The sequence below is a fragment of the Actinoplanes sp. NPDC020271 genome (assembly GCF_044388125.1).
Lineage (GTDB): Bacteria > Actinomycetota > Actinomycetes > Mycobacteriales > Micromonosporaceae > Actinoplanes.
This window is the reverse complement of record NZ_JBIRWQ010000016.1, coordinates 78,418-90,206: the sequence shown is the minus strand read 5'-3', so window position 1 is coordinate 90,206 and position 11,789 is coordinate 78,418. Positions and strand designations below refer to the sequence as shown.

General features: G+C 71.1%; 12 protein-coding genes. 8 read left to right on the top strand and 4 right to left on the bottom strand.

Going from position 1 to position 11,789, the window contains the following annotated elements:
* The first annotated feature begins 98 nt into the window (after positions 1 to 98).
* The gene (locus ACH442_RS30170; RefSeq protein ID WP_396341502.1) at positions 99 to 1,283 is read left to right on the top strand and encodes a lamin tail domain-containing protein; all 1,185 of its coding nucleotides are present in this window, start codon (positions 99 to 101) and stop codon (positions 1,281 to 1,283) included.
* A 42-nt stretch (positions 1,284 to 1,325) separates the two neighbouring features.
* On the opposite strand, the gene ACH442_RS30165 is transcribed toward ACH442_RS30170, so the two are convergent.
* The 3 genes from ACH442_RS30165 to ACH442_RS30155 form a co-directional block, all read right to left on the bottom strand.
* On the bottom strand, positions 1,326 to 1,973 hold the full coding sequence (locus ACH442_RS30165; protein WP_396341615.1) for a thymidine kinase: 648 nt from the start codon (positions 1,971 to 1,973) through the stop codon (positions 1,326 to 1,328).
* 128 nt (positions 1,974 to 2,101) lie between these two features.
* Positions 2,102 to 2,395: a hypothetical protein gene (locus ACH442_RS30160; RefSeq protein ID WP_396341501.1), complete on the bottom strand. Its 294-nt coding sequence runs from the start codon at positions 2,393 to 2,395 to the stop codon at positions 2,102 to 2,104.
* A 73-nt stretch (positions 2,396 to 2,468) separates the two neighbouring features.
* Positions 2,469 to 3,977, bottom strand: a complete 1,509-nt coding sequence (locus tag ACH442_RS30155) for an NAD(P)/FAD-dependent oxidoreductase (protein WP_396341500.1) — start codon at positions 3,975 to 3,977, stop codon at positions 2,469 to 2,471.
* Positions 3,978 to 4,319: 342 nt separating this feature from the next.
* Here ACH442_RS30155 and ACH442_RS30150 point away from each other — a divergent pair, with 342 nt between their 5' ends.
* The 6 genes from ACH442_RS30150 to lexA all read left to right on the top strand — a co-directional run bounded on the left by ACH442_RS30150 (position 4,320) and on the right by lexA (position 9,750).
* A complete protein-coding gene (locus tag ACH442_RS30150; RefSeq protein WP_396341499.1) occupies positions 4,320 to 4,661 on the top strand; it encodes an L-rhamnose mutarotase in 342 nt (113 codons plus the stop codon).
* Positions 4,662 to 4,886: 225 nt separating this feature from the next.
* A complete protein-coding gene (locus ACH442_RS30145) occupies positions 4,887 to 5,951 on the top strand; it encodes a hypothetical protein (RefSeq protein WP_396341498.1) in 1,065 nt (354 codons plus the stop codon).
* Positions 5,948 to 6,838, top strand: coding sequence for a hypothetical protein (locus ACH442_RS30140; RefSeq protein ID WP_396341497.1), 891 nt, complete (start codon positions 5,948 to 5,950; stop codon positions 6,836 to 6,838). Before ACH442_RS30145 ends, ACH442_RS30140 begins: the two co-directional genes overlap by 4 nt.
* 1 nt (position 6,839) lies before the next feature.
* On the top strand, positions 6,840 to 7,778 hold the full coding sequence (locus ACH442_RS30135) for a hypothetical protein (protein WP_396341496.1): 939 nt from the start codon (positions 6,840 to 6,842) through the stop codon (positions 7,776 to 7,778).
* Entirely contained in the window at positions 7,775 to 8,980 is a 1,206-nt protein-coding gene (locus tag ACH442_RS30130; RefSeq protein ID WP_396341495.1) for a hypothetical protein, read from the top strand. The genes ACH442_RS30135 and ACH442_RS30130 overlap by 4 nt, the downstream gene beginning before the upstream one ends.
* Positions 8,981 to 9,051: 71 nt before the next feature.
* Positions 9,052 to 9,750, top strand: a complete 699-nt coding sequence (lexA, locus tag ACH442_RS30125; protein WP_396341494.1) for a transcriptional repressor LexA — start codon at positions 9,052 to 9,054, stop codon at positions 9,748 to 9,750.
* Between the two features lie 295 nt (positions 9,751 to 10,045).
* On the opposite strand, the gene rhaI is transcribed toward lexA, so the two are convergent.
* Positions 10,046 to 11,215 carry an L-rhamnose isomerase gene (gene rhaI / locus ACH442_RS30120; RefSeq protein ID WP_396341493.1) on the bottom strand — a complete coding sequence of 390 codons (1,170 nt, stop codon included), beginning with the start codon at positions 11,213 to 11,215 and terminating at the stop codon, positions 10,046 to 10,048.
* Between the two features lie 232 nt (positions 11,216 to 11,447).
* Here rhaI and ACH442_RS30115 point away from each other — a divergent pair, with 232 nt between their 5' ends.
* Positions 11,448 to 11,750 (top strand): hypothetical protein, encoded by a 303-nt coding sequence (locus ACH442_RS30115; protein WP_396341492.1) that lies wholly within the window; start codon positions 11,448 to 11,450, stop codon positions 11,748 to 11,750.
* Positions 11,751 to 11,789: the final 39 nt, after the last annotated feature.

The window sequence follows — 11,789 nt, the reverse complement described above, 5'->3', positions numbered from 1 at the left end:
CCGTGTCACGTTGATGCCGGCGTCGAGCGCCCGATGGGTGATGCGGATGCCGTCCTCGTGGTCTAAGCCGGCGAGCGAGATGTGCCGATCGTGAAGGCATGCCGCGCCGCCTCGCCTGGATCGCCGCCCTGGTATTGCTGGTCAGTGTGATTCCCGCGCCCGCGGCAGCGGCGACCGTCGCGTGCCGGCCGGGCGCCGGGAGCCCGCGCTGCACGGTGTGGACCGGCCGGGTCGACTGGGTGCCGGACGGGGACACGCTGGTGATCCGCGTGGGCCGGGCCGCCGCGCGGTCGATCCGGCTGATCGGCGTGCAGGCCATGGAACAGCATCGATACTCGCCCAGCCCGGCGCGGCGCAGCGGCGAATGCCATGCACTGGAGGCCACCGCGCGAGTGGAACAGCTGGTCAAAGCCGGTAAGGGCGTCGTGCGGCTGACGGCGCGACGGGCGGCCAGCGCCAGCCGGGGGCGGCCGCTGCGGTCGATCGCCGTGCGGATCGGCGGGCGGTGGGTGGACCTCGGCACTGACCTGGTGCGTCGCGGATATGCGCTGGCACTGGGATTCCCGGGGGAGGACGCGTGGGACGCGACCTATGTGCGAGCCGCGGCGGACGCGGCGGGGCAGCGGAAAGGGCTGTGGGACGACGACTCCTGCGGGGCCGGTCCGTCGCCGGGTGCGACGCTGACCGTGCGGGCGAACCCCGAGGGGGACGAGTGGGCCCGGGTGGGCAACGCCGGATCCCGGGCGGTGGACCTGAGCGGCTGGTGGGTGCGGGATTCGGGGCTGCGGCGGTACACGTTCGCGCGGGGGACCGTGGTGCCGGCCGGCGGGCGGATCTACGTGCACGCCGGCGCGGGGCGGGACACCGCGACGCACAAGTACTGGGGGCTGCCCGCGCCGATCTTCACCGACCCCGGGTCGGGCAGTGACGGGGCGTACCTCTTCGATCCGCAGGGTGACCTGCGACGATCGTTCGTCTACCCGTGCGTGGCGAGGTGCGGCAGCCCGCTCACCGACAAGATCGAACTCACGATCAAGTACGGCGGGATCGAGCGGATCACCGTGACCGACGTCAGCGGCTCACCGGTGGACCTGCAGGGACACGTCGCGGTCGGTGGGCGATATCGGTACCGCTTCGACGAGCCGACGATCCTGCAACCGGGGGAGTCGATCTCGCTCGGCACCGGGCGGGACGCGCTGGACGACGCGGGTGGGGCGGTGCGGTTGCAGACCGCCGACATGTGGACCGTGGCGTGCCGGTGGTGGGGCACCGGCCGGTGTTGATCCCGCGGCCGGTCAGGCCCTGGTGAAGCGGCCCTCTTCTCTTCAGGCCGGGCCCGGTTCGCCGTTGCGCCAGTGGCGGCGGCACAGCACCCGGTAGGAGACCGCCGACGTCTCCGACGTGTCGCCGACCGCGACCTGCTCGCCGGCCCGGGCCACCTGACCGTCGACGATCCGCGCGTTCTGCCGGCCCGGACGCCCGCACCAGCAGGTCACCTCGACCTGCAGCGGCGTGATCACGTCGGCCAGCTCGACCAGACGCTGCGCGCCCGGGAACAACCGGGACAGGAAATCCGTGGTGATCGCGTAACAGTCGATGTCGACGGCGAGCTCGTCCGCCGCCCACGCCAGCTGCTCCACCTGGGCCGGCGTGAGGAACTGGGCCTCGTCGGCGATCACGAAACCGCCGGCCGGCACCCGGTCGACGACCAGAGCGGCCAGATCCATCTCCGTGCCGACCTCGATCGCGTCGGCGGTCACCCCGAGGCGCGACGACATTATTCCCTCGCCCGCCCGATCCTGGCTGGTCAGTAACACCCCGGGGCGGCCGGCCTGGCGGCGGTTGAACGCGTTCTGCAGGGCCAGGGTGCTCTTGCCCGAGCCCATCCGGCCGGTGAAGAGGGTGAGGGTTCCGAAGACCGGAGCCAGAGCCGGCTGCCGTGGGGTCATCACGGTGGCGGCGGGGACCGGGATCAATCGGGGCCTCTTCTCTGCGGTGGCGTGCCGGCCCGTTCACCCAGCTCCGCGGGGCTCGTCGGCTTTGTGGCCCGGCCGGTTTCCGGGTCGGGCCGGTACACGCTACCTAATGATCGAACGCCAGGTTACCGCCGGTCGACGGTCAGGTTCGAGACACCCGATGCGAGGTCGATGTCGTAACGGTCGGTCGCGGTGCCCCATCCGGACGGCGTGAAGTCCGTTCCACCGGCAATTCCCGACCGGCGTACGCCGTCGACGGTCACCGGCCCGGCGCCGCCGCCCACCCGGATGCGCGCCGGTGCACTCCCGGTGGGATGCACCTCGACCTGGCCGGCTCCGCCACCGAGCGTGACCGGCACGGTGCCCTGCGCCGCCGGCGGGGTGACCTCGGCCAGGCTCGGACCGGCGACGAAGCTCACGCCGCCCCGCCGGCCACCTGCCGCCGGTCACCTGCCGTCGGCCACCTGCCGCCGGCCACCTGCCGACCGCTGACTACTCCCGGACGCTGAGCCGCTCCCGCTCCGGTTCCACCGCGACCTCCGCACTCGCTGCCTCCAGCGTCGGCGCCTGCGCGGCCGGGCCGGCCGTCGGCTGCTTCTGGGCGGGTGTGGCCGCGTTGCTGAGGATCTCCTGCTTGTGGGCCGTGACGGCCTCGGCGCGCTCCCGCTCGAACGGGTCGCCGTAGGCCCGGATCGCCCGGCGCGCGAACGCCTGCTGCTGCGTCGCGACCCGCTCGGCCCGGCCGCGCCCGACGAAGCTGACCGCCCAGTGCAGCACCGCCGTCACCCGGTTCTTGAAGCCGACCAGGTAGAACAGGTGCACCGCGACCCACACGACCCAGGCCAGGAAGCCGGACAGGTGCACCTTGCCGATGCTGGCCACCGCCGAGAACCGGGAGATCGTCGCCAGGCTGCCCTTGTCGAAGTATGTGAAGGCCTGCCCGGTCTCCTTCCCGCTGAGCCGCCGCTTGATCTGGTCGGCGGCGTGCCGGCCGCTCTGGATGGCGACCTGCGCCACCCCGGGCAGCGGCTTACCATCCTCGCCGGCCAGATTCATCATGTCGCCGAGCACGAAGATCTCCGGGTGCCCGGGAAGTGTGGTGTCCTTCTCCACGAGAACCCGGCCGGCCCGGTCGGTCTGCGCCCCGGCCGCCTCGGCCAGCTTGCGGGCCAGCGGCGGTGCGGCCACCCCGGCCGCCCACACCTTGGTCACCGACGGGATGCGGTGCCGGCCGTTCGCGTCCTCCACCTCGATGCCGGTCGAGTCGACGCCGACCACCTTGGTGTTCAGCTTGACCTCGACGCCGAGTTTCTCCAGCTGTCGCTGGGCGCCGGCGGAGAGCTGGTCACCGAACGTGTTGAGCACCGCGCCGATCGCGTCGACCAGGATGATCCGCGCCTTGCGGGGGTCGATGTGCTTGTACTGCCCCGGCAGGTTGCGGTGGGCCAGCTCGGCGATCTGACCGGCCAGCTCGGTGCCGGTCGGGCCGGCCCCGACCACCACGAAGGTCAGCCAGCGCTGGATCGTCTCCGGGTCGGTGTGCAGGTCGGCGACCTCGAACGCGCCGAAGATCCGGGCACGCAGCTCGAGCGCGTCATCGATGCTCTTCATGCCGGGCGCGTGATCGGCGAACTGATCATTTCCGAAGTACGACTGGGAGGCGCCCGCCGCCACGATGAGCGTGTCGTACTCCACGGTGTAGTCGATGCCGGGACCGGACACCGAGACGACCTTCTTCTCGATGTCGACGTCGGACACCCAGCCGAGCCGGACGTCGACGTTGTCCTGGTTCTTCAGCACCTCACGGATCGGCGGGGCGATCTCGCCCTCGGACAGGATCCCGGTCGCCACCTGGTAGAGCAGCGGCTGGAAGAGGTGATACGCCGTACCGTTGATGAGGGTGATGTCCACCGGAGCCCTGCGCAGTGCCTTGATCGCGAAGAGCCCACCGAACCCGGCCCCCACCACGACCACGCGTTGGCGGCGACTTGCTTGAGTCATTGCCTGCTCCCGTCCCAGTCTGTCCGCTTAGTACAGCGCACTTCGGCATACCCGTATGCCGTGAAAATGACCACTCACGTGCGCATTCTCACCAGGGGCCCCGAACGGCACTCTGCGCGGGTCACGCTGAGTGCCCGCTGAGAAACCTCGCCGGGACCGCTCCGGCGCGGGGCATCGAACCTGGTGAGAAAGCCGGCCGGGCCACGGCGGCAGCCGTGTGGACAACGATCGCGGACGCGCCGGGATGCCCTCGGGCCGGACGACGTGGCGGCCCGGTCGGACGTGGCCCTGGGGGCGCCGGCGGCTGTTCGGGCCGACGAGCTGGCTGATACGTTTCACAAGGTGACCCACGTCTGCTTCACGCTTCAGGTCGACCCCGCCAAGCTGGACGCCTACCGGGAGGCGCACGCCGCCGTCTGGCCGGACATGCTGCGGGCGCTGCACGCGACCGGCTGGCGCGACTACCGGCTCTTCCTGCGCCCCGACGGCCTGCTCGTCGGCACCCTGGAGACCGACGACTTCGCTGCCGCGCAGGTGGCGATGGCCCGCACCGAGGTCAACGCCCGCTGGCAGGCCGCCATGGCCGAGTTCTTCCCGGTCCTGGGCGAGCTGCGCCCGGACGAGGGCATGCTCGTCCTCGACCAGATCTTCCACCTCGAGGAGCAGCTCGACCGCCTCGGCTGACCGGCTCCGCCCGCACCGGGACGATCTGCGGCAACCGCGTGATGCAGGCCCTGCCGCCACCCAGGAGCGGGCGGGGCCGGCCGATGTCGCCACCGGCCCGGCCACGTTCGCGGCGGTGAGAGTCCAGGCGGCGTCAATCGGTTGTCCACAGATCTGATGTCTGATCGATCCATGTAACAGGGGCGATGTAGGTTACGTTCGCCCGGATCGAACGGAGGGGGAGACGTGACGACATCCGTGGAACGGCCGCGGCCGGCCGGGGCCGCGCCCGCCGTGACCGCGTTCACCGCGCGGGAGCGGTGGGTGCTGCTGGTGGCGAGCGCCTGGCTGGTGATCGGTCTGCAGCTCGACGCGTACGCGCATGCGACCACGCCTGAGCTGGAGACCTTCTGGACTCCGTGGCACGGCGTGCTCTACTCGGGCATCGCGGCGTCCGGGTTCACGCTGCTGTGGATCATGCGGTCGCGCCTGCCGGTGATTCCGACCTACCGGACGCTGATCGCGCTGCCCAACGCCCTGCGCCTGCCCCTGCTCGGCATGGCGGCGCTGCTGGTCGGCGGGGGCATGGACACGCTCTGGCACAACATCTTCGGCATCGAGAAGAACCTGGAGATCTTCGTCAGCCCGAGCCACGAGCTGATCATCCTGGGCATGGTGCTGGTCGCGATGGGTCCGGCGCTGATGACCGCCACCGTCCCCGGCCGCACCCTGAGCTTCGGCGGTGCGTGGCTGGTCGGCATCTCCGCCCTGTTCGCGGTGCTGCCGCTGCACATCTACTCACTGCACGCCACGGCGCTCGGGTTCCGCCACCTGGGCTCCGGCGTCGCCGTGCCGAACGTGTTCTCCACCGACGGTCAGCTCGTCCACGGTTACCTGTTCAGCACGGTGCTGCTCCTGGTCCCGCTGCTGATGATCGGCCGCCGCTGGCCGTTGCCGATCGGCCTGCCGACCGCCCTCGTCTCCATCCCTGCCCTGCTCATGCACCTGATGTTCGACTCCGAGGCGCCCTGGTGGCCGCAGCTGACCGTGGCGATCGCGGCGCCGGTCGTCGAGCTGGTGCTGCGTCTGGCGAACCGGCTGGTCAGCCTGCCGGTCAACGGCCGCTGGGTCGCGCTCGGCCTGATCGCGCCACCGGCCGTCTGGGGCGCGGTGCTGATCGTCGGCCAGATCCAGACCGGGTCCGTCGGGTGGAACATTCACATGGTCAGCGGCCTGCTGACGCTCACCGCGCTCACCGGCGCGGCGACGGTCCTGGTCACGCGCAGCGTCCAGTTCCTGCAGCCCGAGTGAGCCGGTGGCACGTGGTCCGGCGGCTGGCGACGTTCACGCTGGTCGCCGGGGCGATCGTGCTCGGTTCCGGCGCTCCGGCGTCCGCGCACGCCGGCGGGCTCGTCGCCACCGACGCGCGCAGCCGGGTGGTGGCGATCACACCGGAGATTCCGGGGCTCACCGTGATCGCGATCGAGGGCGGCGCGAAGCTGCGCCTCACGAACGGGACTCCCGCACCGGTCACGATCAGCGGCATCAACCGGACCGTTGCCCCCGGTGCGACGGTGACCTGGGCAGACTCACGGTCAACCCCGGAGAACAAGAAGATCGATTCCGGGCGTACGGCGGACTGGTCGCTCCCCCTCGACGCCGCCGGCACCGCCGTGACGGTCACCGGCGTGTTCACCGGCGAGCGCCCGCCGAACCCGTTGCCCTGGTGGGGGCTGGCTATCGTGGCGGCCGTGGCCATTCCCGTGATCGCCCGGCGCCTGCGCCGCGCCGACCTGCTGCTGCCGGCGGCCGGTGTCGTGGCGATGGCCGCCTCGGTCGCGCACGTGACCGGGTCCACGCTCGCGGTCGAGTCCGCGCCGTTCGCCGGGACGTTCCTCAACGCCGCCGGGATCAACCTGCTGAGCTGGCCCCTGCTGCTCGGCGGCGCCTGGGTCGCGCTGCGCGGGCGCCCGGCCGGGCTGCTCGCGGTCTGCGCCGGTGCGGCGCTCACCGCCGTGTTCGTGTTGCCGGACGTGACGTCGTTCCACCGGGCGGTGCTCCCGTTCGCCGGGCCGCCGGTGGTGGAACGGGTGCTGGTCGTGCTGGCCCTGGGCCTCGGCGCGGGAGTGGCGGTCGCCGGCGCCTCCGTGCTGCGGACCCTGGCCCAGCGCGCGGCGGTCGCCGAGGAGGGGGTGTGAGGTGCTGATCGGCCTGTTGCTGCTGGTGTCGTCGGCGTTCCTGACCCTGCCGGCGTTGCTCGGGGTGAAGGCGCTGCTGGTGGCGCCCAGCCTGTTCTCGCTGTCGTCCCTGTTCGCCTCGTTCGTGCTGCTGGTGTCGTCGGCGTCGATCGCGATCTTCCTGCAACTGGCGGTGTTGTCGCTGACCCGTTGGCGAGCGCAGCGGCCGGTCTCGCCGCGCTCCCGCCGGTCCGTTTCGTCGATCGCCTCCGTGCCCGGGGTGTCGTCGCCGGCACCCGTCGTTCCCGCCTCGGTCCGGTCTACCGCGGCGGCCTTGTCCAGCACGACGGTCTTGTCCGGCGCGCCGCCTTCCGCAGCGCCGTCCGTCTCGCCGGTCTCCGCGCGGCCGGTTGTGTCTGGTTCGCCGGTCCCCGCGCGGCCGGTTGTGTCTGGTTCGCCGGTCTCCGCGCGGCCGGTTGTGTCTGGTTCGCCGGTCTCCGCGCGGCCGGTTGTGTCTGGTTCGCCGGTCCCCGCGCGGCCTGTCGTGTCCGGCTCGGCAGCCGTTCCTGACGGTGGGGCGGGGAGGCGGTCGCTGCGGTTGGTGCCGTTCCTGCTGGCGGCGCTCGCGCTGCTGCCCGGGTGCACGCAGGCGCCGGCCGCGCAGGCCGCGACCCCGGCCGCGTGCGGTTCGGCGACACCCGACCAGGTCGTCGCGAACACCGCGCTGGCGGACGGGAAGGCCGCCCCGGCGCCCCACCGGGTGAGCGTGCCGCTCGGCAGCCAGGTCCGGCTCGGCGTCTCGGCCGACACCGCGGCGCAGATCCACGTCCACGGGTACGACCTGGAGTACCAGGTGCAGCCCGGCCAGCCGATGTGCGTCGTCTTCGTCGCCTCGCGGGCCGGCCTCTTCGACGTCGAGGCCCACCCGGACACGCTGCTGCTGCAGCTCGAAGTGAAGTGAGCCTGCTCGCTCACGGTGTCGGCAGCTCGTCCGATCTGCCACTGCCTCTCGACCTGGTGTTGCAGGCCGGTGCCGCCACCGTGGTGCTGTCCTTCCTGATCGCGGCGGTGCTGTGGACCAGGCCGCGGTTGAGTGGTGGCACGGTTCGTTCCTCGGGGACGGGCGGCTGGATCGCCGTACCGCAGGCAATCGTCTTGGGTCTGTGTCTTTATCTGGCCGGGAATGCGCTGGCCGGGCCGCGGGACGCGACGAATCCGGCGGCGCATGCGCTGTTCGTGTGGCTGTGGGTCGGTCTCGTGCCGCTGAGCGTGATTCTCGGGCCGGTGTGGCGGGCGGTGAATCCGCTGCGGACGCTGTTCCGATGGTTGCGGCTGCCGCGTGCGGGGGTGCGGCCGGCCGACGGGCTCGGGGCCTGGCCTGCGGTGTTGTGGCTGCTGGCGTTCGTGTGGTTCGAGTTGGTGGCGCCGCACCGGACCGATCCCCGGGTGATCGGTTTCGGTCTCGTGGGGTATGCGATCGTGCAACTCGGGATGGCCGTTCTGCGCGGTGAGGAGTGGTTCGCCCGGGGTGACTGTTTCGAGGTGTACTCGTCGCTCGCCGGCCGGCTCAGTCCGGTCCGCTGGCGCCGCCCGCTGACCGGTCTGGCCGCGCCGTTCCCCGTCTCGTCCGCGTCGCTGGCGGCCTTCGTGGCGGTGTGGTGGGGTTCGACGGTCTTCGACAGCGCGTCCGGGTCGCCCGCGTGGGCCGGGTTCGTGCAGCGTGCCGGGCACGCCGAGCTCTACGCCACGGGCGCGTTGGTGCTGGTCTGCGCCGGGGTGCTGCTCGCGGTGCGCGGAACCGCGGGCCGGCTCGACGTGACCGCCTCGCTGATCCCGATCGCGGTGGGGTACACGCTGGCCCACTACCTGTCGCTGCTGATCGTCGAGGCGCCGCGCGGCTTCCTCCTGGCGATCCAGCAGTGGGGCCTCGCGCCAGGGGCCGCCTGGACCGTGGTCCCGGTCCCGGCGGCGATCGCGACCGCGCAGGTCACGCTGATCCTTGTCGGGCACGTCCTCGGTGTGATCGTCGCGCACGACGCGGCGCTGTCGGCGGTGCCGTCGGACCGCCGCCCGGTGCTGGCCACGCTGGCTGATGAGTTCCCGCTCGTGCTGTTCATGATCGGGTGCACGTGGGCGGGTCTGTTCCTGCTCTTCGTCCGCTGATGGGATTACCCGAACGTGCGGTTCCGGTCACGATTCGTACATCTGATCTAATCATGGGGTAGGGTGCGGTCATGAGCGTCGATGCCGATTCTGGCGAGGATGGTTCACCACCCCGGATAACCGCCAAGCAGCAGCGCATCCTTTCGGTCATCCGTGACTCGGTGCGGGACCGGGGCTTCCCGCCGACCGTGCGGGAGATCGGGGCGGCGGTCGGTCTGGTCTCGCCGTCGTCGGTGGCGCACCACCTCAAAGTGCTGGAGCGGCACGGGCTGCTCCGCCGGCAGCCGCACGGGTCCCGGGCCGTCGAGCTCCGCCCGCCGCATGCTGATGGCGGCGCGTCGAAATTCGGCAACCGTTCACACTTCTTCGGCGGTGCGGAGCCGGTCGCGTCCGAGACGGTGGTCGCGATCCCGGTGCTCGGTGACATCGCGGCCGGCGCGCCCATCCTCGCCGAGGAACATGTGCGGGACCAGCTGATCGTCTCCACCGGCATGGTCGGGCACGGCACGCTGTTCGCGCTCGACGTCAAGGGTGACTCGATGATCGACGCCGCCATCTGCGACGGGGACGTGGTGGTCGTCCGCCAGCAACCCGTCGCGGAGAACGGGGAGATCGTCGCCGCCATGATCGACGGCGAGGCGACGGTGAAGACGCTCCGGCTGCGCGGCGAGCACGTCGAGCTGGTCCCGCAGAACCCGTTCTATCCGGTGATCCCCGGCGACAACGCCACGATCCTCGGCAAGGTCGTTTCCGTAATCCGCCGCCTCTGACACCGGTCCCGCGCGGCGCCCGCTGGGAGTCGCGGTGGCTGCTGGGAGTCGCGGTGGCTGCTGTGGGTCGCTGCGCCCGCTGTGGATCGCGGTGCCCGCTGTGAGTCGCGGCGCCCGCTGTGAGTCGCGCCCCCCGTGAGCCGCGGTGGTTGCCGCGCGTCCTGCGGTCCCGGGTGGTTCTCACCGTTGTCGTGAGGCACGAACGACAACGGTGAGAACCAGCCGGACTGCGTGGGTCGCGGTGGCTGCCGGAGTGGGCCGGGCCCGGCGCGAGGCCCGCTGTGGTGGGGGAGGGTCAGGCGCCCCAACCGGCCTGGACTCCGCCGACGCGGTCGGCGTTGATGCGCTCCTGGTAACCGGACCGGCGGTACGCCGCGATCGGGTCCGGGTCGAGACCGTTCTCGGTGCGCAGGTCGGCGAGCAACGGCCGTACGTCCGTGTTGAAAGCGTCCATCAGGGCGGCGTTCGCTCCCAGGACGTCTCCCGACTGCTGGGCCTCGCCGAGCACCTCCCGGTCGACGAGCAGCGCTTTCGCCGTCGCTTCCTGGATGTTGAGGACCGAGCGGATGATCGCCGGGATCTTCGCCTCGATGTTGTGGCACTGGTCGAGCATGAAGTTGATCCCGGCGGCCGGGTTCAGTGCGTCGCCACGGACGATCTCGTACATGATCCGGAACAGCTGGAACGGGTCGGCGGCGCCGGCCATCAGGTCGTCGTCGGCGTAGAAGCGCGAGTTGAAGTCGAACGCGCCGAGCTTGCCCTGCCGGAGCAGGAACGCCACGATGAACTCGATGTTGGTGCCCGGCGCATGGTGCCCGGTGTCGATGACGACCTGGGCTTTGGGGCCGAGTTCGAGGCAGTGGGCGTAAGCGGTGCCCCAGTCCGGCAGGTCGGTGGTGTAGAAGGCCGGCTCGAACAGCTTGTACTCCACGAGCATGCGCTGGTCGTCGCCGAGCCGGTGGTAGACCTCGCGCAGCGCCTCGGCCAGCCGGTCCTGCCGGGCGCGGATGTCGTCCTGGCCCGGGTAGTTCGTGCCGTCGGAGAACCACAGTTTGATGTCGCGGGAGCCGGTCGCGTCCATCACGTCGACGCATTGCAGCAGGTGGTCGGTGGCCTTGCGGCGCACACGCGGGTCGGGGTGGGTGACCGAGCCGAGCTTGTAGTCCTCGTCCTGGAACACGTTCGAGTTGACCGCGCCGAGTGTGACGCCTTGCTCCTGGGCATGTGCGGCCAGCTTGGTGAAGTCGTCGACCCGGTCCCACGGGATGTGCAGGGAGACGGTCGGGGCGATCCCGGTCAGGCGGTGCACCACGGCGGCGTCGGCGATCTTCTCGTACGGGTCGCGGGGGACACCGGGCTGCGGGAAGACCTTGAACCGGGTGCCGGAGTTCGCGTACGCCCAGGAAGGGGTTTCGATGCGCTGGGCGCGCAGCGTCTCCTTGATCTGGTCCGGGGGGATGCTCATCGGGCGGTCCCGCTTTCTTCGATGATGAAACGTTTCAGTCGCGCTTCAGGCTACGGATGCCGCTGCTTTCTCGTCAACAGTTGAAACGATCTGGCACGCTCCGGACCGTCCAGTCGCGGGGTGGGCGGTGCGCCGGCGTAGCCGACCGATTGATGGGCTTTTGCGCGGACTCGGCGGGAAAGAGGTACCCCACCCTCGTGGCGGGTGTGACCGGTGCGGCTAACGTTCCGGTGTGGCTAAGGGATCTCTGGCGGTGCTTGTCGGCATTCTCGTGCTCGCGGTGCACGTCGGTCTCGGCCTGTTCGCGGCGAACTGGTTGTGGACCGACACCGACGACCCGCACCAGTGGATGTACTTCTACGGCACCGGCGGCTGCTGCATCGCCCCGGTCACCGGGATGATCGGCGCGGTCCTCTTCAACAACCCGCGGTTCAAGGCGATCGGCGCCGGGGCGCTGGCCGGGCTGGTCCTGGCGCTGGCCGGCGCGGTGGTGCTCTGGGCGATCGGCTACATGCCGTCCTGGATCAACGGATAGGTCCCGGCGCCCGGCGCGGGCTAGCATTGCCAGGGCCGA